Origin of the sequence: Micromonospora sp. NPDC049240 (assembly GCF_040647835.1) — a bacterium.
In the GTDB taxonomy this organism is placed as follows: domain Bacteria; phylum Actinomycetota; class Actinomycetes; order Mycobacteriales; family Micromonosporaceae; genus Micromonospora.
The window spans coordinates 51,981-76,723 of the sequence record NZ_JBEZCX010000004.1 but is presented as its reverse complement, the minus strand read 5'-3'; the positions used below and the strand labels follow the sequence as shown (position 1 = coordinate 76,723).

Annotated in this window: 23 protein-coding genes; 15 read left to right on the top strand and 8 right to left on the bottom strand. The window is 71.6% G+C overall.

From position 1 onward, the window contains the following. Window positions 1-136 precede the first annotated feature (136 nt). The 7 genes from AB0B02_RS07470 (at window position 137) to AB0B02_RS07440 (ending at window position 8,476) form a co-directional block, all read left to right on the top strand. The gene (locus AB0B02_RS07470) at window positions 137-1,399 is read left to right on the top strand and encodes an ATP-binding protein (protein ID WP_281938603.1); all 1,263 of its coding nucleotides are present in this window, start codon (window positions 137-139) and stop codon (window positions 1,397-1,399) included. 2 nt (window positions 1,400-1,401) lie between these two features. After that, a complete protein-coding gene (locus tag AB0B02_RS07465; RefSeq protein WP_107158888.1) occupies window positions 1,402-2,079 on the top strand; it encodes a response regulator transcription factor in 678 nt (225 codons plus the stop codon). 558 nt (window positions 2,080-2,637) lie between these two features. Continuing rightward, window positions 2,638-4,281, top strand: a complete 1,644-nt coding sequence (locus AB0B02_RS07460) for an ABC transporter substrate-binding protein (protein ID WP_357297852.1) — start codon at window positions 2,638-2,640, stop codon at window positions 4,279-4,281. Between the two features lie 143 nt (window positions 4,282-4,424). Beyond that, entirely contained in the window at window positions 4,425-5,351 is a 927-nt protein-coding gene (locus tag AB0B02_RS07455; protein ID WP_107158893.1) for an ABC transporter permease, read from the top strand. A 78-nt stretch (window positions 5,352-5,429) separates the two neighbouring features. After that, complete coding sequence (locus tag AB0B02_RS07450; protein WP_281937979.1) at window positions 5,430-6,413, top strand: ABC transporter permease; 984 nt, start codon at window positions 5,430-5,432, stop codon at window positions 6,411-6,413. A gap of 25 nt (window positions 6,414-6,438) precedes the next feature. Beyond that, entirely contained in the window at window positions 6,439-7,467 is a 1,029-nt protein-coding gene (locus tag AB0B02_RS07445) for an ABC transporter ATP-binding protein (protein WP_281938601.1), read from the top strand. After that, a complete protein-coding gene (locus AB0B02_RS07440; RefSeq protein ID WP_357297847.1) occupies window positions 7,460-8,476 on the top strand; it encodes a dipeptide ABC transporter ATP-binding protein in 1,017 nt (338 codons plus the stop codon). Before AB0B02_RS07445 ends, AB0B02_RS07440 begins: the two co-directional genes overlap by 8 nt. Window positions 8,477-8,547: 71 nt before the next feature. Here AB0B02_RS07440 and AB0B02_RS07435 read toward each other — a convergent pair whose 3' ends face one another. After that, complete coding sequence (locus AB0B02_RS07435; RefSeq protein ID WP_281937976.1) at window positions 8,548-8,901, bottom strand: chorismate mutase; 354 nt, start codon at window positions 8,899-8,901, stop codon at window positions 8,548-8,550. 289 nt (window positions 8,902-9,190) lie between these two features. Between AB0B02_RS07435 and pcrA the strand changes: the two genes are divergently transcribed. Beyond that, window positions 9,191-11,593, top strand: coding sequence for a DNA helicase PcrA (pcrA, locus tag AB0B02_RS07430; protein ID WP_281937975.1), 2,403 nt, complete (start codon window positions 9,191-9,193; stop codon window positions 11,591-11,593). Between the two features lie 58 nt (window positions 11,594-11,651). Here pcrA and AB0B02_RS07425 read toward each other — a convergent pair whose 3' ends face one another. Continuing rightward, entirely contained in the window at window positions 11,652-12,440 is a 789-nt protein-coding gene (locus tag AB0B02_RS07425) for a M23 family metallopeptidase (RefSeq protein WP_281937973.1), read from the bottom strand. A 250-nt stretch (window positions 12,441-12,690) separates the two neighbouring features. Continuing rightward, window positions 12,691-13,407 (bottom strand): M23 family metallopeptidase, encoded by a 717-nt coding sequence (locus tag AB0B02_RS07420; RefSeq protein ID WP_281937971.1) that lies wholly within the window; start codon window positions 13,405-13,407, stop codon window positions 12,691-12,693. A gap of 387 nt (window positions 13,408-13,794) precedes the next feature. Here AB0B02_RS07420 and AB0B02_RS07415 point away from each other — a divergent pair, with 387 nt between their 5' ends. The 3 genes from AB0B02_RS07415 (at window position 13,795) to sucD (ending at window position 16,663) form a co-directional block, all read left to right on the top strand. Continuing rightward, the gene (locus tag AB0B02_RS07415; RefSeq protein ID WP_107158910.1) at window positions 13,795-14,199 is read left to right on the top strand and encodes a cobalamin B12-binding domain-containing protein; all 405 of its coding nucleotides are present in this window, start codon (window positions 13,795-13,797) and stop codon (window positions 14,197-14,199) included. Window positions 14,200-14,594: 395 nt separating this feature from the next. Next, complete coding sequence (sucC, locus tag AB0B02_RS07410; protein ID WP_107158926.1) at window positions 14,595-15,773, top strand: ADP-forming succinate--CoA ligase subunit beta; 1,179 nt, start codon at window positions 14,595-14,597, stop codon at window positions 15,771-15,773. Between the two features lie 2 nt (window positions 15,774-15,775). Then, the gene (gene sucD / locus AB0B02_RS07405; protein ID WP_281937966.1) at window positions 15,776-16,663 is read left to right on the top strand and encodes a succinate--CoA ligase subunit alpha; all 888 of its coding nucleotides are present in this window, start codon (window positions 15,776-15,778) and stop codon (window positions 16,661-16,663) included. Window positions 16,664-16,717: 54 nt separating this feature from the next. Here sucD and AB0B02_RS07400 read toward each other — a convergent pair whose 3' ends face one another. Further along, window positions 16,718-16,987, bottom strand: a complete 270-nt coding sequence (locus AB0B02_RS07400; protein WP_281937964.1) for a DUF4190 domain-containing protein — start codon at window positions 16,985-16,987, stop codon at window positions 16,718-16,720. Between the two features lie 160 nt (window positions 16,988-17,147). Between AB0B02_RS07400 and AB0B02_RS07395 the strand changes: the two genes are divergently transcribed. After that, on the top strand, window positions 17,148-18,470 hold the full coding sequence (locus AB0B02_RS07395; protein WP_357297837.1) for a DUF6350 family protein: 1,323 nt from the start codon (window positions 17,148-17,150) through the stop codon (window positions 18,468-18,470). Between the two features lie 87 nt (window positions 18,471-18,557). Here the strand turns inward: AB0B02_RS07395 and AB0B02_RS07390 are convergent, their stop codons facing one another. Beyond that, entirely contained in the window at window positions 18,558-19,139 is a 582-nt protein-coding gene (locus AB0B02_RS07390) for a DUF4190 domain-containing protein (protein ID WP_281937960.1), read from the bottom strand. Window positions 19,140-19,171: 32 nt separating this feature from the next. Beyond that, window positions 19,172-19,468, bottom strand: coding sequence for a CD225/dispanin family protein (locus AB0B02_RS07385; protein WP_281937959.1), 297 nt, complete (start codon window positions 19,466-19,468; stop codon window positions 19,172-19,174). A 180-nt stretch (window positions 19,469-19,648) separates the two neighbouring features. Between AB0B02_RS07385 and purN the strand changes: the two genes are divergently transcribed. The 3 genes from purN to AB0B02_RS07370 all read left to right on the top strand — a co-directional run bounded on the left by purN (window position 19,649) and on the right by AB0B02_RS07370 (window position 22,560). After that, a complete protein-coding gene (gene purN, locus AB0B02_RS07380) occupies window positions 19,649-20,269 on the top strand; it encodes a phosphoribosylglycinamide formyltransferase (protein ID WP_357297832.1) in 621 nt (206 codons plus the stop codon). Further along, a complete protein-coding gene (purH, locus tag AB0B02_RS07375; protein ID WP_357297829.1) occupies window positions 20,266-21,837 on the top strand; it encodes a bifunctional phosphoribosylaminoimidazolecarboxamide formyltransferase/IMP cyclohydrolase in 1,572 nt (523 codons plus the stop codon). Before purN ends, purH begins: the two co-directional genes overlap by 4 nt. A 291-nt stretch (window positions 21,838-22,128) precedes the next feature. Then, entirely contained in the window at window positions 22,129-22,560 is a 432-nt protein-coding gene (locus tag AB0B02_RS07370; RefSeq protein WP_357297826.1) for a hypothetical protein, read from the top strand. A gap of 131 nt (window positions 22,561-22,691) precedes the next feature. Here AB0B02_RS07370 and AB0B02_RS07365 read toward each other — a convergent pair whose 3' ends face one another. Further along, window positions 22,692-23,720 (bottom strand): dipeptide ABC transporter ATP-binding protein, encoded by a 1,029-nt coding sequence (locus AB0B02_RS07365; RefSeq protein WP_281937953.1) that lies wholly within the window; start codon window positions 23,718-23,720, stop codon window positions 22,692-22,694. Then, window positions 23,704-24,741, bottom strand: coding sequence for an ABC transporter ATP-binding protein (locus AB0B02_RS07360; protein WP_281937952.1), 1,038 nt, complete (start codon window positions 24,739-24,741; stop codon window positions 23,704-23,706). The genes AB0B02_RS07365 and AB0B02_RS07360 overlap by 17 nt, the downstream gene beginning before the upstream one ends. Window positions 24,742-24,743 lie beyond the last annotated feature (2 nt).

Genomic DNA, 24,743 nt, shown 5'->3' with positions numbered 1-24,743 from the left:
AACCGACCCTGACCCCACCCTGAGATCCTCCGGCGGGGAATGTCCGGGGCGTCCCCGTGGTCCGGGGCGTTCCGATCGTGTGACGATCGGGTCGTCGGCCGCCGCCGGCACCTCGCGCCGAACCGGGAGTCCGAAGATCAGCAGCACCGTCACGCCGCATCCCCCGCGCCTCTACCGGGCCACCGAGCACCGGTTGGCGGCCGGGGTGGCCGCCGGCATCGCCGAGCACCTGGGCATCCCGGTGCTCCGGGTCCGGGTGGCGTTCATGGTGCTGCTCGGGCTCAGCGGGCTCGGGCTGCTGCTCTACGCCGCGTTCTGGGCGGTGGTCCCGCCCCGGCCCGGCGACACCGCCGTGCCGCCCCGCCGCGACCTCGCCCAGCTGCTGCCGTTCGTGGTGATCGGGTTGGGCGTGCTGCTGCTCCAGGTGGTCGCGTTCGACTCGGTCGGGGCGGCCGGCACCGCCGGCTGGCTGGTCGCGATCATCGCGGTCGGCGCCGGGGTCATCTGGCACCAGTCCGGCCCGGAACGTCGCCGGCAGTGGGGCGACTCGGCGGTGCCCTGGCTGGGCGCGGTGGTGGAGGAGAGCGACCGGCGGGCGTTCGTGCTCCGCTTCATCGGCGGCGGCGTGCTCGTCGCGGTCGGCATCATCGGCGTGGCCGCCGTCTACTCCCCGGCGCAGAACTTCGACGCGGTGCTCAACGGCGTCATCTTCGCGCTGGTCGGGCTGGCCGGCGTGGGCGTGGTCACCGGCCCGGTGCTGTGGCGCACCTGGAACCAGCTCCGGTCGGAGCGGGAGGGGCGGATCCGCGAGCAGGAGCGCGCCGAACTCGCTGCCATGGTGCACGACCAGGTGCTGCACACGCTCGCCCTGATCCAGCGCAACGCCGGCGACGTCAAGACCGTGCAGCGGCTGGCCCGGGGGCAGGAACGCTCACTGCGCAACTGGCTCTACAAGCCGGCCGCCTCGCCGACCGAGCGCTTCGCGGCCGCGCTGGAGCAGGCCGCAGCCGAGGTGGAGGACACGTTCGCGATCACGGTCGAGGCGGTGGTGGTCGGCGACCGGGAGACCGACGAGCGGGTCGGCGCGCTCGTCGCGGCCACCCGGGAGGCGCTCGTCAACGCGGCCCGGCACGCCGGGGTGCAGACCGTGTCGCTCTACGCCGAGGTGGAGCCGGAGCAGGTCAGCGCGTTCGTGCGGGACCGGGGCAAGGGCTTCGACCCGGATACGGTGGAGAATCACCGGCACGGCGTCCGGGGTTCGATCATCGGCCGGATGCAGCGGCACGGCGGCCGGGCGGAGATCCGGTCCGAGCCGGGGGAGGGGACGGAGGTCCGGCTGATCCTGCCGATCAGCGGCTCCGGCTCCGGTGCCGGCTCCACGGCGGAAAGGGACAGGTGACCATGTCCGAGCAGGAACCGGTCGAGGGCGCGGCGCCGCGAGGGCCGCTGCGGGTGTTCCTCGTCGACGACCACGCCATGTTCCGGGCCGGCGTCCGCGCCGAGCTGGGCACCCGGGTCGAGGTCGTGGGCGAGGCCAGTTCGGTGGCGGAGGCGGTGGCCCGGATCGCGGTCACCCAGCCGGACGTGGTGCTGCTGGACGTGCACATGCCGGACGGGGGTGGCCGCGCGGTGCTGGAGGCGATGCGGCGTACCCACCCGCAGGTGAGGTTCCTGGCGCTGAGCGTCTCCGACGCGGCCGAGGACGTGATCGGGCTGATCCGGGCGGGCGCCCGGGGGTACGTGACGAAGACCATCTCGCCCGAGGAACTGACCGACGCGATCCGCCGGGTGGCCGACGGCGACGCGGTGTTCAGTCCGCGGCTGGCCGGGTTCGTGCTGGACGCGTTCGCCTCCCGGCCGGACGCGCCGGTCGCCGATCCCGAGCTGGATCAGCTCACCAACCGGGAGCGCGAGGTGCTGCGGCTGCTCGCCCGGGGGTACGCGTACAAGGAGATCGCCAAGGAGCTGTTCATCTCGATCAAGACGGTGGAGACGCACGTCTCCAACGTGTTGCGCAAGCTCCAGATGTCGAACCGCTACGAGCTGTCCCGCTGGGCCGCCGACCGTCGGCTGGTCTGATCGCCGGCAGCCTCGTCCACCTGGTCGGCGGGGGTGCCCGCACAGTCGACGAGGACCTCAGCCGTACGGGTAAAAACTGCGCGTACCCGGCGCTCGCTCGGGTGTTCCGCAGCGGGCCGCGGCCTGCCCGTGCGCCGGAGGTTCGGGGTGGTCTGGATCGAGGTGGGCATGTCGTGCCTGGTCAGAGGCGTGTGATCCGCGCCATTTGTGATCTTTTCTCAAGTATCGGCGACGTGGCGGGCAACTAACGGCTTGATAACGGCACCTTCACGGAAAGGGCCGGTGGGTGTCACAGTGGCAGCACCTCACCCCCCGGTGTGAGGCATCTCGTCGGGCCCGCCGACCACGGAACGCCGCAACCGCGCCGCCCCGTGGTTGTCGATCCTGCGTGATGTCCTCGTCGAAGGGTGTGGCGCCCGGCGGATCGGTACCCCAGGGGTGTCCCGATTTCCTCTGCGGTAAACCGGCGGCCTGTGGTTCGGGTCGTCGGCGGTGTCACCCCCCACACGTGCGTGAAACCCACGACGGAACCAGGTTAGAAAGAGGAGGCCCCTCGCAATGAGAGTCTCGAAGCGGGCGAGCGGCGCGCTCGCGGTGGGCGCGGCATTCGCGCTCGTCGCGTCCGGCTGCTCCAGCGGGAACAACGACGGTGGCGACACCGGCGCGAGCAAGGACGGCGCCATCGTCATCGACGGCACCCAGCCGGAGAACCCGCTGGTTCCCTCGAACACCACCGAGACCGGTGGCGGCAAGATCATCGACTGGGTGTGGAGCGGCCTGGTCGAGTACCCCAACAACGGTGGGGCGCCGCAGAACCTGCTTGCCGAGTCGATCGACACGAGCGACTCCAAGGTCTTCAAGATCAAGATCAAGCAGAACACCAAGTTCCACGACGGCAGCACGGTCAAGGCCGAGAGCTTCGTCAAGGCCTGGAACTGGGCGGCGTACGGGCCGAACGGCGCGCAGAACGCCTCGTTCTTCTCCGACATCCAGGGCTTCGGCGACGTCTACACCGAGGACCCGGACGGCCCGGACGGCCCGAAGAAGGCCCCGGAGCCGAAGGCCAAGGAGATGTCCGGCCTGAAGGTCGTCGACGACTGGAACTTCGAGGTCACGCTCTCCGCGCCGACCGCCGTGTTCCCGGTGAAGCTCGGCTACAGCGCCTTCATGCCGCTGCCGGACGCGTTCTTCGCCACCACCCCGGCGGAGTTCGGCAAGAAGCCGATCGGTAACGGCCCGGTCAAGCTCGTCTCCTGGCAGGACGACGTCGAGATCAAGCTGACTCGTTTCGACGACTACAGCCTGCGCGACAAGATGAAGATCAAGGACGTCACCGTCAAGATCTACCAGGACGACACGGCGGCCTACAACGACCTGCTCGCCAACAACCTGGACTTCCAGCAGCAGGTTCCGGTCTCGTCGCTGGCCGGCGACAAGTGGAAGACCGACCTGGGCGAGCGGGCGATCCAGACGACCGTTCCGTCGACCGGCATCATCGCCTTCCCGATCTACGACAAGCGCTTCACCAACCCGAAGCTGCGCAAGGCGATCTCGCTGTCCATCGACCGGCAGGCGATCACCGACAAGATCTTCTTCGGTAACCGCAAGCCGGCCGACAGCTGGGCCAACCCGCTGACCCCGGGTGCCGAGCCGGGCAACTGCACCGCCTGCAAGTTCGACGTGGCCCAGGCCAAGCAGCTCCTCCAGGAGGCCGGTGGCTTCCAGGGCAAGCTGACCCTGTCGTACAACGCGGACGCCAGCCACAAGGAGTGGATGGAGGCGGTCGCCCAGCAGATCAAGACCAACCTGGGCATCGACGCGGTCGCCGTCGGCGTGCCGACCTTCGCGGTCTTCCGTGCCAACATCAACAACTACAAGATGACCGGCATGTACCGCGCCGGCTGGCAGCAGGACTACCCGGACGTCGAGAACTGGATCAACCCGCTCTACGTGACCGGCGGTTCCTCGAACGACGGCAAGTACAGCAACCCGCAGGTGGACGCCCTCGCCAAGGAGGCCTCCGCGGCCCCCAGCATCGAGGAGGCCCACAAGAAGTTCGCCGAGGCCGTCAAGCTGATCGACCAGGACGTCCCGACGATCCCGATCTACTTCAGCGGCGAGCAGTCCGGCCACTCGGAGAAGATCAAGAAGCTGGAGCTGACCAACGTCGGCGAGCTCGACATCACCTCGGTCGAACTCTGATCCGAACGGTCTGACCCCGGGTCGGGCTCGCCTACCGGTGAGCCCGGCCCGGGGCCGTTCCGCGAGGGGGTGTACAACAAACCCCTCGCACGTTGTCGTCACCGCGTCGGGTGCCCGGCGCTCCCTGTCTGGAGGACCACCCCATGGGCCGTTATCTCTTGAGACGGCTGCTGCAACTCGTGCCGGTGTTCATCGGTACGACGTTCCTGATCTACTGGCTCGTCTGGTCGGTGCCCGGTGACCCCTTCGCCGGCAAGTGCGGCGACCGCGGTTGCCCGCCGAACTACCGGGCCATGATGACCGAGAAGTACCATCTCGACGACTCGATCTGGGTGCAGTACGCCAGCTACATGAAGAACCTGTTCCAGGGTGACTTCGGTATCACGTTCGGCGGTCGCGAGATCAGCGACATCATCGCCACGTCGTACCCGAACACCCTGAAGCTGGCGGTGGTCGCCCTCGCCATCGAGGCCGTGATCGGTCTCGGCGCGGGCATCCTGACCGGTCTGCGACGCAACGGCTTCCTGGACAACCTGGTCCTGGTCTCCACCCTGTTCCTGATCGCCCTGCCGGTCTTCGTCATCGGCTTCGTGCTGCAGTGGGTGCTCGGCGTCAAGTGGGGCATCATCAACCCGACCGTCTCCAACGAGATGCGGTTCAGCGAGCTGATCGTGCCCGGCTTCGTGCTCGGCAGCGCCTCGATGGCGTACATCGCCCGGGTGGCGCGCACGAGCATCGCCGAGAACCGGCGGGCCGACTACGTGCGTACCGCGATCGCCAAGGGCCTCCCGATGCGCCGGGTGGTCGGCGTGCACCTGCTCCGCAACTCGCTCATCCCGGTGGTCACGCTGCTCGGCACCGACCTCGGTGCGCTGATGGGTGGCGCGATCGTGACCGAGGGCATCTTCGGCATCAACGGCATCGGCCGGCAGGTGCTCCGCTCGATCGTCACCAAGGAGAGCGCTACCGTTGTCGGCATCGTGGTGGTGCTGGTGGTCGTCTACCTCGTGATGAACCTGCTGGTGGACCTGCTCTACGCCGCCCTCGACCCGAGGATCCGCTATGAGTGACGAGCGCCGCAGCGAACGAATCGTCCCAGCAGTCTGCGCGGGCAACCACGCCCGCGCCGAGCGCAGCGAGGTGCGGGCATGAGTGACCCGAGTACCGCGTCGATCGTGTCGACGCCGCCCGCGACCATGCCCACCGAGGCCGGGTCCGGCGCGCCCACCAACGCCGGCCTGCCGGAGAGCGCCAAGCAGCAGAAGCCGCGTGGCCTGCTCGGCGACGCCTGGCTCGACCTCCGTCGCAAGCCGCTGTTCTGGATCTCCGCCGCGTTCATCCTGCTCTTCATCGTGATGGCCGCGTTCCCGTCGCTGTTCACCTCCGGCGACGCGGTCAACGGCGCGCTGGAGCGCAGCCGGGTCGAGCCGTCGTCGTCCGCCTGGTTCGGCTACGACGTGCAGGGCCGCGACGTCTACTCCCGGGTCATCTACGGCGCCCGCGCGTCGATCGTGGTGGCCCTGGTGTCCACCATCCTCACGCTGCTGTTCGGCGGCGCGATGGGCATCATCGCCGGCTACCGCGGCGGCTGGGTGGACGCGGTGCTGTCCCGGGTCGCGGACATCTTCTTCGGCCTGCCCTTCGTGCTCGGCTCGATCGTCATCCTGACCACGTTCAACGGCTCGGGCACCGACAACGGCGAGTGGACGATCATGGGGCTGGTCATCCTGTCCCTGAGCGTGCTGAGCTGGCCCGTGGTGATGCGGCTGATGCGCTCCTCGGTGCTCGCCACCAAGGAGGCCGACTACATCGTCGCGGCCCGCGCGCTGGGTGCCGGCACCGGCCGGATCATCCTGAAGCACCTGCTGCCCAACTGCCTGGCGCCGCTGCTGGTCTACGGCACGATCATGGTGGGTTCGTTCATCGGCGCGGAGGCCACGCTCTCCTTCCTGGGCATCGGCCTGAAGAGCCCGGTGGTCTCCTGGGGCATCATGATCAGCGAGGCGCAGAACTACATCCGGGTCTCGCCGTTCCTGCTGTTCTTCCCCTCCGCGTTCCTCGTCACCGCCGTGCTGAGCTTCGTGATGCTCGGCGAGGCGGTCCGCGAGGCCCTCGACCCGAAGCTCCGATAGGGGAACTGAGTTGTCCGACATTCTCGTGTCCGAGCAGTCCGCGGCCGGCGCCGACGGATCCGGCCGCCCCTCGGGCCGCCTGCTCGAGGTCGACGACCTGCGGGTCGAGTTCCGCACCCGGGACGGCGTCGCCAAGGTCATCAACGGTGTGACGTACCACGTCGACGCGGGGGAGACCCTCGCCGTGCTCGGCGAGTCCGGCTCCGGGAAGAGCGTCACCGCGCAGACGGTCATGGGCATCCTGGACACCCCGCCCGGGTTCGTCACCGGTGGCGAGGTCCGCTTCCACGGCAAGGACATGCTCAAGCAGTCCGCCGAGCAGCGGCGACGGATCCGTGGCGAGGGCATCGCCATGATCTTCCAGGACTCGCTCTCGGCCCTCAACCCGGTTTTCACCGTCGGCTTCCAGATCGCCGAGCAGTTCCGCATCCGGCGCGGCCTCAGCCGCTCGGACGCCAAGAAGCGCGCGATCGAGATGCTCGACCAGGTGAAGATCCCCAACGCCAAGGGTCGGTTCAGCAACTACCCGCACCAGTTCTCCGGCGGTATGCGGCAGCGCGCCATGATCGCGATGTCGATCGCGCTCGACCCGGAGGTGCTGATCGCCGACGAGCCGACCACCGCGCTGGACGTGACCGTGCAGGCCCAGATCATGGACCTGCTCGGCGAAATCCAGCGGGAACGGCAGATGGGCATGATCCTGATCACCCACGACCTCGGCGTGGTCGCCGACGTCGCGGACCGGATCGCGGTCATGTACGCCGGCCGGATCGTCGAGGAAGCCGACGTCTACGAGCTGTACGCCAAGCCGGCGCACCCGTACACGCTCGGCCTGCTCAACTCGATCCCGCGGATGGACGAGAAGGGGCAGGAGCTCCGGACCATCAAGGGGCTCCCGCCGAACCTGATGAACATCCCGCCGGGCTGCGCCTTCAACCCGCGCTGCCCGATGGCGCAGCCGGTGTGCCGGGAGAAGGTTCCGCCGCTGCTGCAACTGGGCCACGGCCGGGCCAGCGCCTGCCACTTCGCCGAGGAGCTCGTGAACCGTGACTGAGAACATCATCGAGGTTCGTGACCTGGTCAAGCACTACCCCGTGACCCAGGGTGTGGTGTTCAAGAAGACCATCGGTCACGTCAAGGCGGTCGACGGCGTCTCCTTCGACCTGAAGGCCGGCGAGACGCTCGGCGTGGTCGGCGAGTCCGGCTGCGGCAAGTCGACGCTCGCCCGGGTGCTGATGAACCTGGAGAAGCCGACCGCCGGCCAGGTGCTCTACAAGGGCCAGGACATCTCCAAGCTCTCCGGTGGCGCGCTGCGGCGGCTGCGCCGGCAGATCCAGCTGGTGATGCAGGACCCGTACACCTCGCTGAACCCCCGGATGACTGTCGGTGACCTGATCGGCGAGCCGTTCGAGATCCACTCCGAGGTGGCTCCGCGCGGCAGCCGACGCGGCAAGGTCAAGGAACTGCTCGACCTGGTCGGCCTCAACCCGGAGCACATCAACCGGTACCCGCACCAGTTCTCCGGCGGTCAGCGGCAGCGCATCGGCATCGCCCGGGCGCTGGCGCTGCGGCCCGAGGTGATCGTCTGCGACGAGCCGGTGTCGGCCCTGGACGTGTCCATCCAGGCCCAGGTGATGAACCTGCTGGAGAAGCTCCAGGCCGAGCTCGGTCTGTCGTACGTCTTCATCGCCCACGACCTGTCGGTCGTGCGCCACCTGTCGGACCGGGTCGCCGTCATGTACCTGGGCAAGATGGTGGAGGTCGGCACCGAGGACGAGATCTACGAGCGGCCGACCCACCCGTACACCCAGGCGCTGCTGTCGGCGGTGCCGGTGCCGGACCCGACCGTGCGGGAGAGCAAGGCGATCATCCGGCTCCAGGGCGACGTCCCCTCGCCGGTCAGCCCGCCCTCGGGCTGCCGGTTCCGCACCCGGTGCTGGAAGGCGCAGGACGTCTGCGCCCAGGAGGTGCCGCTGCTGGAGATCCGGCCGGGCTCGGACCACCCGAGCGCCTGCCACTTCGCGGAGAAGCGGGAGATCGTCGTCACCCACGAGGTGGCCTGAACCAGACCGGACCGCCTGCCGACGTCAGCCCGACGCCGGCAGGCGGTTCGTCGTCTGTGGCGCGGGTCGGGTCACAGCGGGCCCCGGCCGGCGCGCAGCAGCAGAAGCGCGAGCTGAGTGCCGTCGGCGCCGAGTTCGGTACGGAACCGCTCCAGGATCTCCCGCTCGCGGGAGAGCACCAGCCGGGTGCCCCCGGCAGCCATCCGGGTCGCGCCGACCTCCTGGGACAGCGCCGCCCGTTCCTGCCAGAGCGCGATGAGCGTCCGATCGATCTCGTCGATCCGGCGCCGGATCTCACCGATCCGCTCGGCCGCCACCGAGTCGTCGGTGCCGGTCCGCGCCGCCGCGGCGCCGGTCGGGTCACCGCCGGCCTTCCGGTCGTGCCGCGCCAGGCCGCCGCTGGACTCCACCACGTCAGTCATCATCGTCGTCCCTCTCGGGGCTCGGACCCGGTACCCGGATCCCGGGACGGAAAAGCCCCGGGCTCGGGGAGCCCGGGGCGTTTCGTAGGTCTGATGTGATCAGGCGCGACCCACGGCTGCCGGACTCCCGGTGCCGTAGTAAAAAAAGCGCTTGTCGAACACGTCGTCGAGTATGCCGACCGGCGGGGCGGACGCGCAAGGAAACCGGCCAACTGGTGGGACGGGACGCGGTCCGGGGACCCGGGCGCGCGGGCGGGGAAGTGTCCGGGCGACGGCATAGACTCGGGCTGCGATGCATCCTCTCTTCGACATTCCCGCGTCCCCGCCCGCGCCGGAGTCCCGGCCGACCCCGCCGCGCCGTTCCGGGGGTGCCCGGTCGGACCCGCAGGCCCTCCTCGACGGCCTGAACGGCCCGCAGCGGGACGCGGTGACCCACGCCGGCTCCCCGTTGCTGATCGTGGCCGGCGCCGGCTCGGGCAAGACGCGCGTGCTGACCAACCGGATCGCCTACCTGCTCGCCGCCCGGGACGCGCACCCCGGCGAGATCATCGCGATCACGTTCACCAACAAGGCCGCCGGTGAGATGAAGGAACGGGTGGCCGCGCTGGTCGGCCCGCGCGCCCGGATGATGTGGGTGTCGACGTTCCACTCGGCCTGTGTCCGGATCCTGCGGGCCGAGCACGAGCACGCCGGCCTCAAGTCGACGTTCTCCATCTACGACGCCGACGACTCCCGGCGACTGATGCAGCTGGTGGCCCGCGAGCTGGACCTGGACCCGAAGCGCTACCCGGCGCGGGGTCTGGCGGCCCAGGTGTCCAACCTGAAGAACGAGCTGGTCGACCCGGAGGAGTTCGCCGGCCGGGCCAAGGGGCCGAACGAGCGGGCGCTGGCCGAGGCGTACGCGCTCTACCAGCGCCGGCTGCGCGAGGCCCACGCGCTGGACTTCGATGACCTGATCATGACCACCGTGCACCTGCTCCAGTCGCATCCGCACGTGGCGGAGAGCTACCGGCGCCGGTTCCGGCACGTGCTCGTCGACGAGTACCAGGACACCAACCACGCCCAGTACGTCCTGATCAAGGAGCTGGTCTCCGGCACCGAGGGCATCCCGCCGGCCGAGCTGTGCGTGGTGGGCGACGCCGACCAGTCGATCTACGCGTTCCGGGGCGCGACCATCCGCAACATCCTGGAGTTCGAGCGGGACTTCACCGACGCCCGCACCATCCTGCTGGAGCAGAACTACCGCTCGACCCAGACCATCCTCAACGCGGCCAACGCGGTCATCGACCGGAACACCTCACGCAAGCCCAAGCGGCTGTGGAGCGACGCCGGCGCGGGCGAGCAGATCGTCGGCTACGTGGCGGACACCGAGCACGCCGAGGCGGACTGGGTGGCCCGGGAGATCGACCGGCTGGTCGACGCCGGCGACACCCGGCCGGGTGACGTGGCGGTCTTCTACCGCACCAACGCCATGTCCCGGGTGTTCGAGGAGGTGTTCATCCGGGTCGGCCTGCCCTACAAGGTGGTCGGTGGGGTGCGCTTCTACGAGCGCAAGGAGGTCCGCGACGCGCTGGCCTACCTGCGGGCCGTGGTCAACGACGACGACACGGTCAGCCTGCGCCGGATCCTCAACACCCCCCGGCGGGGCATCGGCGAACGGGCCGAGGCCTGCGTCGAGGCGCTGGCCGCCCGGGACCGCATCTCGTTCGGCGCCGCGCTGCGCCGGGCGAAGGACGCGCCGGGGATCTCCACCCGGGCGGCCAACGGCATCGCCGAGTTCGTCGGGCTGCTCGACTCGGCCCGTGAGCTGACCGCCACCGGCACCCCGGAGGAGGTGCTGGAGGCGCTGCTGACCCGCTCGGGCTACCTGGCCGAGCTGGAGGAGAGCCTCGACCCGCAGGACGCCGGCCGGGTGGACAACCTCCAGGAACTGGTGAGCGTCGCCCGGGAGTACACCGAGCGGATCGAGTCGCTGGGCGCGGACGACGAGCGGGCCACGCTGGCCGGCTTCCTGGAGCAGGTGGCGCTGGTCGCCGACGCCGACGCGATCCCCTCCGACGACCCCGACCACCAAGGCGTGGTCACCCTGATGACGCTGCACACCGCCAAGGGGCTGGAGTTCCCGGTGGTCTTCCTGACCGGCCTGGAGGACGGCGTCTTCCCGCACCTGCGTTCGCTCGGCGACACCCGCGAGCTGGAGGAGGAGCGCCGGCTGGCGTACGTGGGCATCACCCGGGCCCGGCAGCGCCTCTACCTGTCCCGAGCGGTCACCCGGTCGGCCTGGGGCGCACCGGCCTACAACCCACCGTCGCGGTTCCTGGAGGAGCTGCCGCCGGAGCTGGTGCGGTGGGAGCGCACCGAGGGGTCGTACACCTCGTGGGGTGGCGGCGGTGGTGGCGTCGGTGGCCGGGCGGACCGGTTGTCCGGCGGCGGCCGGGGCGGCTTCACCGGCGGCACGCCCAGGGCGACCCAGCTCGCCAAGCGTCTCGGCGTGGACGCCAGCCGGCTGGCCACCGCGAGCGACCTGAAGCAGACGCCCAAGGTCTCGGTGGGCGACCGGGTCAACCACCAGCGCTACGGCCTGGGCCGGGTGCTGGCGGTGGAGGGTGCCGGGCCGGGGGCCCGGGCGCAGATCGACTTCGGCGAACAGACCATGTGGCTGGTGCTGCGGCACGCGCCGATCGACAAGCTCTGAGCGTCGAGGAGGCCCGGTCCGGTGTCGCACCGGGCCGGGCCTCGTCGTGTCGTGGCGCTCAGCAGGCCACGTCGATGCCGCGGGCGCGCAGGAACGGCGCCGGGTCGATCTGGTTCCACATCGCACCCTGGTGCACCTCGAAGTGCAGGTGCGGGCCGGTGGCGTCACCGGTGGCGCCCTCGTAGCCGATGACCTGACCGGCCTTGACCCGGTCGCCGACGTCGACGAGCAGCCGGCTCTGGTGGGCGTAGTGGGTCAGGTAGCCGTTGTGGTGGTCGACGAAGACGGAGTTGCCGTAGCCGTCGCCCACGTCACCGGCCTTGACCACGGTGCCGGACGCGGCGGCCCGGATCGGGGTGCCGGCGGGCATGGCGAAGTCGATGCCGGCGTGCAGTGTGCCCCACCGGGGCCCGAAGCAGGACGTGATGTCGGCGCCCGGCATCGGGATGACCCAGCTCGGCTTCGGCGCGGCCTTCTTCTTTTTCGGCTTCGGCTTCGGCTTCGGCGGCACGGTCTGCTTCGGCTTCGGGCTGGTCGCGCTCGGGCTGGGGGACGGGCTGGCCGGCGTCGCGGACGGGGTGACCGGGCGGAGCGACTCGCGGGCCGACCGGTCGGCGCGGGCGGCAGCCTCGGCGCGGGCCCGCGCGTCGAAGTCGACAGCGGCCGGCGCCGGCGCCGGACTGTCGTCGGTGGCGACCAGGACGCCGCCGAGGCCGAGACCGAGCAGGGCCAGCGCGCCGGTGACCAGGTACGCGGTCCGCCGGCCGGTCCGCCGGTGCCGGGCGGGGGCGGGGTCCGGGGTGGCGCCGTTCGGGGTGGGACTGCTGTGCTGCACGGGAACCTTCACCAGTTGAGGGGCACGTGGACCTGGAAATACTGGTGTCGGTCTCCGAGCGCGCCGGTGGCGGGTTCGCGGCCCGGTCGGGTGCGTCGCCGGATCGTGTCCGCGATCGGGCCCGGCTGGGCGATTCACGACAAGCGTCGATCACCGGGTGGTGTGGGCCCGCTCACATCGTGCGGTGTGACGGGGCAGACATGCGCCCACGCGAAACCGCCCGGATCGCGGGATCCGGGCGGTCATCGGGCGGTGCGGAGCGTCAGGAGGCGGCTACGTCGCCGTAGAGTGCCTCGGTTTCGAGCTTGATGTCCACTCCGCGCTCCTGGAGGAACGTCACCGGGTCGCGCGGCTCGCCGTTGACATGCACCTCGAGGTGCAGGTGCGAGCCGTAGGAGTGGCCGGTGTTGCCGACCAGGCCGAGCTGGTCGCCGGCCTTGACCTGCTGGCCCTCCTTCACGGTGACCGCGGAGGAGTGGCCGTAGATGGCCTCGCTGCCGTCGGCGTGCTGGACGATCACGGCGTAGCCGTAGCCGCCGAACCAGCCGGCCTTGGTGACGGTGCCGGCGTGGACCGCCTTGTAGGGCGTGCCCTCCGGCGCGACCAGGTCGATGCCGGTGTGCAGCTTGCCCCAGCGCATGCCGTAGGGCGACTTGAAGTCGTAGCCGTGCAGGGGTAGGAGCCAGGGGTCCTGCTCGGTGGCGGCGGTGTCGCCACCCGACCGGTCGTCGCGGGTGGCGCGGTCGGCGCTGTCGGCACGGGCCGCGGCGTCCTGGCTGGCGACCGAGGCCTGCCGGAGCTCGTCGAGGACGGACGGGCTGACGCTCTTGGCGTCGGGAAGGGCGTTCGCGCCGAGGGCGACGATGCCGGCGCCGACGAAGGCGGTCGTGACGACCGCCGCGTAGCGGCTCCGCGGGGGGGTGGGTACGCGGCGACGACCGCGATATCTATCGGGCTCAGACGACAGGCGCTGGCGCACGCACACCCTCCGTTGTCGGGGATCCGATGCGACCTCGGGCCGTTCGGTGAAGCTCTGCCGAACGTCCGGTGCCGCGTCGTCACCCGTCCGTGGACCTGATGACAACCGTGGACACGTTAGCCAACCGCCACTCCTGTCACAAGCCGAAGCGCCGAATCGGCGTTTCGTTATGTCCGTTTACATCCTGTCTTGTGTCATCTCGTGCCGCCGGTTGGATGGCCCGCCGACTGGCCTTTCGTCGCGGACCGTGACCGATCGGCGGAGGTGTCCGACTTCCGGCGCGCCCGGGTGGGCGGTATGGCGCAGCCCGGCTTTCCGCCCCCGGTCCGCCCGGGTTACCGTTCGTTCAGGGTCAGCAGTGCCGGTGCCGGTGAAAGGTGTGCGCAGATGAGCTCTCGGATTCGGGTCGTCGTCGCCAAGCCCGGCCTGGACGGCCACGACCGCGGCGCGAAGGTCGTCGCCCGCGCACTGCGGGACGCCGGCATGGAGGTCATCTACACCGGCCTGCACCAGACTCCCGAGCAGATCGTCGAGACGGCGATCCAGGAGGACGCGGACGCGGTCGGCCTGTCGGTGCTCTCCGGCGCGCACATGACGCTGTTCAAGCGCGTCGTCGAGCTGCTCACCGACCGCCAGGCGGCCGACATCGTGGTCTTCGGCGGCGGCATCATCCCGGAGGCCGACATCCCGGAGCTGGAGCGGCTCGGCGTCGCGAAGATCTTCACCCCGGGCGCCACCACCGGGTCGATCGTCGACTGGGTACGGGAGAACGTGGCCCAGCCGGTCGGCTGATTCCGGGCAGGGGGAAGGGCCGGACGCACCCCTCACACGCCCGGCCCCTCTATGCACGATGCCCCGCCGCCACCCCTCGACCGACAGGGCATCGGCCGCTCCCGTCATCGCGCTTGACCAGCGCTCCGACATCAGACTCAACGACGCCCCTGACCGGGGGTTACGCCCCGACGCGGACATCCCCCGGACGGCTGACACCGCGTCTCTCGTCGTGCGCTACCGCGACGACGGTTGTGCATTACCGCACACCCCGCACCCGCTCGGTTGCCGCCGGTTCCCATCTCGTTAGGCTGCGGCAAATGGCCTGTCTGTTCTGATGACAGGCGTCAAACTGATTTTCCAACGCTGGTGGCGGCGCGACGGCGCGCCGCGGAGACGGGACGGGACGCGCAATCGTGGACCTGTACGAGTACCAGGGGCGGGACCTGTTCGAGCGGCACGGTTTGCCCGTGCTCGCCGGCGGCGTCGCCACTACCCCGGAGGAGGCCCGCGCGATCGCCGAACGCCTCGGCGGCCGGGTGGTCGTCAAGGCGCAGGTGAAGGTCGGTGGCCGCGGCAAGGCCGGCGGCGTGAAGCTGGCCGAGGGCGCGGAGGAGACGGTGGCCCGCGCCACCGACATCCTCGGCATGGACATCAAGGGTCACACGGTCCACAAGGTCATGATCACGGTGACCGCGGACGTGGCCGAGGAGTACTACTTCTCGTACCTGCTCGACCGGGCGAACCGCACCTTCCTCTGCATCGCCAGCGTCGCCGGCGGCATGGACATCGAGGCGGTCGCCGCCGAGACCCCCGAGAAGGTCGTCAAGGCGCCGATCGACGCGAACACCGGCGTGGACGAGGCCAAGGCGCGTGAGATCGTCACCGCGGCCGGCTTCCCGGCCGAGGTCGCCGACCAGATCGTCGACGTCGCGGTCGGGCTGTGGCAGGCGTTCGTCGCCGAGGACGCCACCCTGGTCGAGGTGAATCCGCTGGCCACCACGAAGGACGGCAAGCTGCTGCTCCTGGACGCCAAGGTCACGCTGGACGAGAACGCCGGGTTCCGGCACCCGGACCACGAGGCCCTGGTCGACCAGGCGTCGGTGGACCCGCTGGAGCAGGCCGCCAAGGAGAAGGACCTCAACTACGTCAAGCTCGACGGCGAGGTCGGCATCATCGGCAACGGCGCGGGTCTGGTCATGTCCACGCTCGACGTGGTCGCGTACGCCGGGGAGCGGCACGGCGGCGTCAAGCCGGCCAACTTCCTCGACATCGGCGGCGGCGCGAGCGCCGAGGTGATGGCGAACGGCCTGGAGATCGTCCTCTCCGACCCGTCGGTGAAGAGCGTCTTCGTCAACGTCTTCGGCGGCATCACCGCCTGCGACGCGGTCGCCAACGGCATCGTGCAGGCGCTGGCGCTGCTGGAGCAGCGCGGCGAGAAGGCCACCAAGCCGCTCGTGGTCCGCCTCGACGGCAACAACGCCGAGGAGGGCCGGGCCATCCTCGACGGCGCGGCGAACCCGCTCATCCAGCGGGTCGACACCATGGACGGCGCGGCCGAGCGGGCCGCCGAGCTGGCAGCGGCGGGGGTCTGACAATGGCTATCTGGCTGACCAAGGACTCCAAGGTCATCGTGCAGGGTATGACCGGTTCCGAGGGTTCCAAGCACACCCGGCGGATGCTCGCCGCCGGCACCACCGTGGTCGGCGGCGTGAACCCGCGCAAGGCCGGCACCACCGTCGACTTCGACGGCACCGAGCTGCCGGTCTTCGCCTCCGTCGCGGACGCGATGAAGGAGACCGGGGCCGACGTCACGGTCATCTTCGTGCCGCCGCAGTTCACCAAGGCCGCCGTGGTCGAGGCGATCGACGCCGGCATCGACCTGGCCGTGGTGATCACCGAGGGCGTGCCGGTGCACGACACCGCCGCGTTCTGGGCGTACAACGTGGCCAAGGGCGAGCGCACCCGGATCATCGGCCCGAACTGCCCCGGCATCGCCTCGCCGGGTGCCTCCAACGCCGGCATCATCCCGGCCGACATCACCGGCGTCGGCCGGATCGGCCTGGTCAGCAAGAGCGGCACCCTGACCTACCAGATGATGTACGAGCTGCGCGACATCGGCTTCTCCACCTGCGTCGGCATCGGCGGTGACCCGATCATCGGGACCACCCACATCGACGCGCTGGCCGCCTTCGAGGCGGATCCGGAGACCGACGCGATCGTCATGATCGGTGAGATCGGCGGCGACGCCGAGGAGCGGGCGGCCGAGTTCATCAAGGCCAACGTCACCAAGCCGGTGGTCGGCTACATCGCCGGCTTCACCGCCCCGCCCGGCAAGACCATGGGTCACGCCGGCGCGATCATCTCCGGTTCGGCCGGCACCGCCGACGCGAAGAAGGCGGCGCTGGAGGCGGTCGGCGTCAAGGTCGGCAAGACCCCGACCGAGACCGCCGAGCTGATGCGGGAGCTCATGTCCGGCCGCTGAGCGGTCAGCTGACACGGCGAGGGGGTCGACCGGTTCCGGTCGGCCCCCTCACGCTCAGCGGTACCAGTACGGGTAGTAGTAGCTGCCCCGGGCCCGCACGATGGCGCTGGCCACGATGTTGATCACACCGAACGCGATGGCCAGCCAGCCGAGCAGCTGCGACTTGCCGTTGCGGCGCGCGTCGCGGATCGACAACCAGCCGAAGACGATTCCCAGGATGCCGCAGCAGAACAGGCCGAAGACGATGCCGAGGACGCCCCAGAGCGTGGTCCGGTCCCGACCGGCGGCCGGTGGCGGCGGGGGCGGCGGATACGGAGCGTTCACGGCTTCCTCCGAGCGGTCGGTGCCGCGACGGGAACGGTCGCGTCTCAAGCCGAGGCTAGACCGGATCACCGCCGCCGATCCGCGGGTTCGACGAACTCGCCACGGTTCCGGCCCGGTATCGGACTGCCGTCCTCTCCCGTGGCGTGCCAGAGTAGACGCGATGTCACGTGTCACCCCTGACCAGCCCCGCCGTCCGGCCGCCGGCCCCACCACCGGCGCCCGGCCGCGCGCCCGTGCCCGCCCCGCCGCGCGCGTGCCCCCGCCCCGGGCGGGTGAGCCGTCGCGCAGCCGGGCCCCGCTGCCCGTGGCCGCCGGCGTGGCCGCGCTCTGGGCGGCGCTGACCACCCTGCTGCCGGTCGTCGTCGTGCTCGGCCTCGCCCAGCTCACCGAGGACGCCGGGTCGCTCGGCGGCGCGCTGCGCGCCGGCCTGGCCGGCTGGCTGCTCGGGCACGGGGTGCCGTTGCAGACCGCCGCCGGGCCGCTCGGTCTGGCCCCGCTCGCGCTGAGCGTGCTGGTCGTCTGGCGGCTCACCCGGGCCGGGGTGCACGTCAGCCGGGCCGTGGGCGCGCGCGGCGCCGGCTCGCCCCGGCAGGCGCTCGCCGTCGCGGTCGCGGTCGCGGTGGGGTACGCGCTGCTCGGCACGATCGCCGCGGTGGCGGTCGGCGCGGGTGGCGTACGCGTCTCCCCGGTCACGACCGCCGTGACGTTCGCCGTGTTCGCCGCCCCGGCCGCACTCGTCGGCGCGCTGCGCACCACGGGCGTCTGGGCGCTGCTGGCCCGGCGGTGCCCGCCGGCGGTGCGCGACGGGTTGCGGGCCGGGCTGGTCGCGGTGCTGCTGCTGCTCGGCGCGAGCGCCGGCGCGGCCGGGCTGGCGGTGGCCACCGGCGGTGGCGACGCGGCCGACATGATCGGCGCGTACCGGACCGGGGTGGCCGGGCAGGCGGGCATCACGCTGGTCAGCGTCGCGTACGCGCCGAACGCCACCGCCTGGTCGGCCAGCTACCTGCTCGGTCCCGGGTTCGCCGTCGGCACGGACACCGCGGTCCGCACCAGTGAGGTGTCGGTGGGCGCGTTGCCGGCCGTGCCGTTGCTGGCCGGCCTGCCGCGTGGCCCGGTGGACGGGCTGGGCACCGGCCTGCTCGCGGTGCCGGTGCTGGCCGCGATGGCGGCCGGCTGGCTGCTGGCCCGGCGGCTGCTGCGCGCGGCGGCCGAGGACCGGGCCGAGGTCGGCTGGCCGGAGCTGCTGGTCCCGGCCGTGCTCGCCGGCCCGGTCGCCGGGGTGTTGCTGGGGCTGCTCGCGGCGGCCTCAGGCGGGTCGCTCGGCGGTGGTCGGCTGGCCGAGATCGGCCCGGCGCCCTGGCCGGTGACCGCCGTGGCCACGCTGGTGATCGCCGTGGGCGCGGTGCTCGGCGCCGCCGCCACCCACACCCTCACCACCCGGACCGCCCCGCCCCCGCCCCGGCCCGCCCCGACCCCGCGCTGACGGCTCGGGTCTTCGCCACCCGGATCGACGGGTGGACGTGACGAAGGGGCGCCCGGCGGCTGCCGGACGCCCCTTCGTCGGAGCCGGTCAGGAACCGAAGTTGCTCATGTTGATCGCGGCGCCGGCGATGGCGCTGATGATCCCGAGGACCACTCCGATGCCACCGCAGATCAGGGCGGCCTTCACCTGGCCCGGGTTGCTGGCCTCGCCGGCCTGGACCTTCTTCTGGCCCAGGAAGCCGAGCACCACGCCGGCGATGCCGGCGGGGACGCCCAGCAGCGGGCAGCAGAGGCCGAGCACGATCGAGGCGATGCCGACGATCATGCCGATCAGGCCCATGGTGTTGTTCTGGCCCTGGCCGGGGCCGGCCGGGTAGCCGGCGGCCGGGTACTGCGGCGCGGCGCCGTACGGCTGCTGCGCGTACGGGTCCTGACCGTAGGGCTGACCCGAGGTGGGCTGGCCGTAGGGCTGGCCGGAGGTCGGCTGGCCGTAGTCCGGCTGCTGCCCGTACTGGGGCTGCTGCCCGTAGTCCGGCTGCTGGCCGTACTGCGGCTGCTGGCCGTACTGCGGGGGCTGCGGCGGCTGGCCGTACGGGTCGTGCGGCTGGGCGGTCGGGTCCTGGTTCGGCTGCTGGCCGTACGGGTCCTGTCCGGGGTGTCCGGGCTGCATGTCGGGAAACTCCTCAGTTGGTGGGCTGTCGGTCAGTTCGTGCCGGTGCTGCCGCCGACGAGACCCGCCAGGCCACCGAACAGGCAACACACCACAATGATGCCGATCAGGACCAGGCCGACGATCAGGGCCCACTTGGACCACTTCCTGGACTCGGCGGCGGCGGCCTGCGCGCCGGCGTAGTCGCCCTGCTGGATCAGCGGGTTGACCTTGGAGGCGTTGATGATCGCCGGGATCGCGAGCGGCCAGCACAGGAAGATCGCGACGATGGACATCGTCATGTTGTTGTCGATCTGCGACGGCTGCTTCTGGGGGTATCCGGGCTGCATGGGGGTGACTCCTCGGGCCGGCGGCACGGCGCGTGCCGGTTACTCGTTCGGGGTGCGGGTCGGGCGTACGCCGGACACCGGGCGACCGGCAGCGTACCGCGAGCCCACTACCTCCGGAGATCATCCGACAGGCCGCCGCCCGACAGCCGGACCGCCCGACCTGCCCGATAGGGTGGCCGCGTGACCGAGCCCGCGTCCGTCGCCCGCCTCGTCGTCCTCGTCTCCGGCTCCGGCAGCAACCTCCAGGCGTTGCTGGACGCCGCCACCGAACCCGGCTACGGGGCCCGGGTGGTGGCCGTGGGCGCCGACCGGGACGGGATAGCCGGCCTGGACCGCGCCGCCGCGGCCGGCGTGCCGTCCTTCGTCGAGCGGGTCAAGGACCACCCCACCCGGGCCGACTGGGACAAGGCGCTCACGGCCCGGGTCGCCGAGCACCGGCCCGACCTGGTGATCAGCGCCGGGTTCCTCAAGTTGGTCGGCCCGGAGTTCCTCACCGCGTTCGGTGACCGCTACCTGAACACGCACAACACGTTGTTGCCGGCGTTCCCCGGCATCCACGGCCCCCGCGACGCGCTGGCGTACGGCGTGAAGGTCACCGGGGCCACGCTGTTCTTCGTCGACGCCGGGATGGACACCGGCCCGATCGTCGCCCAGGTCGCCGTACCGGTGCTCGACGACGACGACGAGGAGACGCTCACCGAGCGCATCAAGTCCGCCGAGCGGCGCCAGCTCGTCGAGCAGGTCGGCCGCCTGGTACGTGAAGGTTGGACGATCACCGGCAGAAAGGTCACCGTTCCGTGAGCACCCATGACGACGCCCGCCGCCCGATCCGGCGCGCGTTGGTCAGCGTCTACGACAAGACCGGCCTGGTCGAGCTGGCCCGCGCCCTGCACGAGGCCGGCGTGGAGATCGTGTCGACCGGCAGCACCGCGTCGACGATCTCCGGCGCCGGGGTTCCGGTCACCCCGGTCGAGCAGGTCACCGGCTTCCCGGAGATCCTCGACGGCCGGGTGAAGACGCTGCACCCGAAGATCCACGGCGGCCTCCTCGCCGACCTGCGCAAGGACTCGCACGCCATGCAGCTCGACGAGCACGGCATCGCCGGGATCGACCTGCTGGTCTCCAACCTCTACCCGTTCCAGGCCACTGTCGCCTCCGGCGCGAACGCCGACGAGTGCGTGGAGCAGATCGACATCGGCGGTCCGGCGATGGTGCGGGCCGCCGCGAAGAACCACGCCTCGGTCGCGGTGGTGACCGACCCGGCCGCGTACCCGGCGGTGGTGGCCGCGCTCGCCGACGGCGGGTTCACCCTGGCCCGGCGGCGCGCGCTGGCGGCCCGGGCGTTCGCCGACATCGCCGACTACGACGTGGCGGTGGCCGACTGGTTCGCCACCACGGTGGCCCCGGCCGAGGACGGCTGGCCGGAGTTCGCCGGGTTGGCGCTGCGCCGCCAGGCCGTGCTGCGCTACGGCGAGAACCCGCACCAGGCGGCGGCGCTCTACACCGACCCGGGCGCCCCGGCCGGGCTGGCCCAGGCCGAGCAGTTGCACGGCAAGGAGATGTCCTACAACAACTACGTCGACGCGGACGCCGCGTGGCGGGCCGCGCACGACTTCGCGGACCAGCCGGCGGTGGCGATCATCAAGCACGCCAATCCGTGCGGCATCGCGGTCGGCGCGGACGTGGCCGAGGCGCACCGCAAGGCGCACGCCTGCGACCCGGTCTCCGCGTTCGGCGGCGTGATCGCGGTCAACCGGCCGGTGAGCGTGGAGTTGGCCGGTCAGGTCGCGGAGATCTTCACCGAGGTGCTGGTGGCGCCCGGCTTCGACGAGGGCGCGCTGGAGCTGCTGCGGGCCAAGAAGAACATCCGGCTGCTGCGGGCGCCCGCGTTCGCCAGCCGGCCGGCGGAGTGGCGGCAGGTCAGCGGCGGCGTGCTGGTGCAGATGCGGGACGCGGTCGACGCGCCCGGCGACGACCCGTCCGGTTGGACGCTGGCCACCGGCGACCCGGCCGACGAGGCGACGCTGCGCGACCTCGCGTTCGCCTGGCGGGCGGTGCGCGCGGTGAAGAGCAACGCGATCCTGCTGGCCCGCGACGGCGCCACCGTCGGCGTCGGGATGGGCCAGGTCAACCGCGTCGACTCGGCACGGCTGGCGGTCAGCCGGGCCGGCGACGAGCGGGCCCGCGGCTCGGTCTGCGCCTCGGACGCGTTCTTCCCGTTCGCGGACGGCCCGCAGATCCTCATCGACGCCGGCATCCGGGCGATCGTGCAGCCCGGGGGCTCGATCCGCGACGAGGAGACCATCGCGGCCTGCAAGGCGGCCGGCGTGACGATGTACCTCACCGGCACCCGCCACTTCTTCCACTAGGTCTGTTCCGCACGGGTTGCACCTCGCCGCTGGTTACCGTGCGTAGCCGCAGGGGAGGGACAATCAGATCTGCGCGGTATACCTCAGAGGCATAGTTATGACTCTGAGGTATACCGCTTCAGACACCATTGGTGCCGCTGCCCCGACACGCCGGAAGCCGATGGCGGAACGCGCCGGACCCGGGTAGCCCGCCGCCGCGCGTCGTTGCCGGCCGTCGGGGGTGGTTGCTAGCGTGTGCCGGCGACGATCGATCGACCGTCTCCACTGTCCGTGAGCCCCGGCAGGTGTGCCATGCGCGTGCGCGACCGGTTGACCGCCGTCGTCGTCACGCTGGCGTTCGTCCTGGCCGCGCTCGGCTCCGCCGCCGGCCCGCACGCCGCCGGCCTGCCCGCAGTCGGCGCGGACACCCTCGCCCCGTCCGTCGTCGGCGGGAACGCCGTCGGGCCGGCTGCCGTCGTACCCGCCTCGGGGTGCCGGGCCGGGCCGGTCGCGTCGCTCGGCGCGTACCCGCAACGGCGGTGCGCGGAGCTGTCCGGCGGGTGGTGGGGTGAGCGGCGCGGCGGCCTCGCCTACGGCGACGGGCCGGACGAACCGCTCCCGACCGCGCCCCCGAGCGTCGCCGGCCCGGTCATGTCGGCGCGGCTCACGCCGGGCCGCCGGCCGCCGGCCCTGTCGCTGCCGCCGCGTGGCGCGCTGGCCGCGCGGGCGCCGCCCACCGCCTGAGTCGCGCCGGAGCCTGCCGCGTCGACCCGGCGGTTCCACCGCGCGCTGCCGTCGCCCACGGGGGCGCCCCTCACGCACCCCGTCCACGTCCCGCTGCGGCCCCGCCCCTCCTTCCTCCGGGGGACGGGGCCTCAGACGTCCGGGCGCACCTCGGCGAAGTGGCAGGCGCTGGGGTGCGGGTCCGCGGCGCGGGGCACGGTCTGCGGGTCCTGGACGGCGCAGACCTCCTCCGCCTTCCAGCACCGGGTGCGGAACCGGCAGCCCGACGGCGGGTCGGCCGGGCTGGGCACGTCGCCGCTGAGCCGGATGATCGTCCGGCGGTCGCGGGCCTCCGGGTCGGGCACCGGCACCGCCGAGAGCAACGCCTGGGTGTACGGGTGGGTGGCGCGCTGGTAGATCTGCTCCTCGGTGCCGATCTCCACGATCCGGCCCAGGTACATCACCGCCACCCGGTCGCAGATGTGCCGGACCACGGACAGGTCGTGCGCGATGAAGATGTACGACAACCCGAACTCGTCCTGGAGCTGCGCCAACAGGTTGATCACCTGGGCCTGGATGGAGACGTCAAGCGCCGACACCGGCTCGTCGCAGACGATGATCTCCGGGCGCAGCGCGAGCGCGCGGGCGATGCCGATGCGCTGCCGCTGGCCGCCGGAGAACTGGTGCGGGTAGCGGTTCACGTGCTCCGGGTTGAGCCCGACCACGTCCAGCAGCTCCTGCACCCGCTGCCGCCGGCTGCCCTTCGGCGCGGCGTCCGGGTGGATCGCGAACGGCTCGCCGACGATGTCGCCGACCGTCATCCGCGGGTTCAACGAGGTGTACGGGTCCTGCATCACCATCTGCATGTTCCGCCGCAGCCGCCGCAGCTCCCCGCCGGACGCCCGGAACAGGTCCCGCCCCTCCAGCGTGGCCCGGCCGGCGGTCGGCGTCTCCAGCCGCATCAGCAGCCGGGCCAGCGTGGACTTGCCGCAGCCGGACTCGCCGACCACGCCGAGCGTCTCGCCCCGGCGCAGCTCGAAGCTCACCCCGTCGACCGCCCGCACCGCGCCGATCTGCCGTTTGAACAGCACGCCCTGGGTGATCGGGAAGTGCTTGACCAGCTCGTCGACGGCGAGGACGGTCTCGCCGCGGACCTTGGCCGGGCTAGCGGGCGCGGTCATCGTGGACCTCCTGCGCGAAGTGGCACGCGCTGGTCCGGCCGTCGCCGAGCACCAGGTCGTGCGGCACCTCGTCGACACAGACCTGCTGCGCGTACGGGCAGCGGGGGTGGAACGGGCAGCCGGGCGGGATCCGCATCAGGTTCGGCGGCAGCCCCGGAATGGTCGACAGCGCCTGCCCGCGCACGTCGAGCCGGGGGATCGACTCCAGCAACCCCTTGGTGTACGGGTGGGCCGGCGCCCGGTACAGCGAACGCACGTCGGCGTGCTCGATGATCCGGCCGGCGTACATGACCGCGATCCGGTCCGCCACGCCGGCGACCACGCCGAGGTCGTGGGTGATCAGGATGAGCGCCATGCCGAGGTCCCGGCGCAGGTCGGCCAGGAGGTCCATGATCTGCGCCTGCACGGTGACGTCGAGCGCGGTGGTGGGCTCGTCGGCGATCAGCACCTTCGGGTCCAGCGCCAGCGCCATGGCGATCATGACGCGTTGCCGCATCCCGCCGGAGAACTGGTGCGGGTAGTCGCCGAGCCGGCTCGCCGCGGCCGGGATGCGGACCAGGTCCATCAGCTCGACCGTGCGCCGGCGCGCGTCGGCGCGGGACAGTCCGGCCCGCTGCCGCAGCGACTCGCCGATCTGCCAGCCGACCGGGAAGACCGGGTTCAGCGCGGACAGCGCGTCCTGGAAGATCATCGCGATCTCCGTGCCCCGGACCTGCCGGCGTTCCTCCTCCGACCGGGTGAGCAGGTCCCGCCCCCGGTAGCGGATCTGACCGCCCCGCACGTACGCGGGCGGGGTGTCCAGGATGCCCATGATCGCCTGGGCGGTGACCGACTTGCCGGAGCCCGACTCGCCGAGCACGGCAAGCGTCTCGCCGGCGTCCAGGTGGTACGTCACCCCGTTGATCACCCGGGCCACGCCCTCCCGGGTGCGGAACTCGACGTGCAGGTCCCGCACCTCCAGCAGGTGCCCCTCGGGCGGGGTGGGGGAGGCCGGCGTGGGCCGGATCGCGGACTCGGTCATGG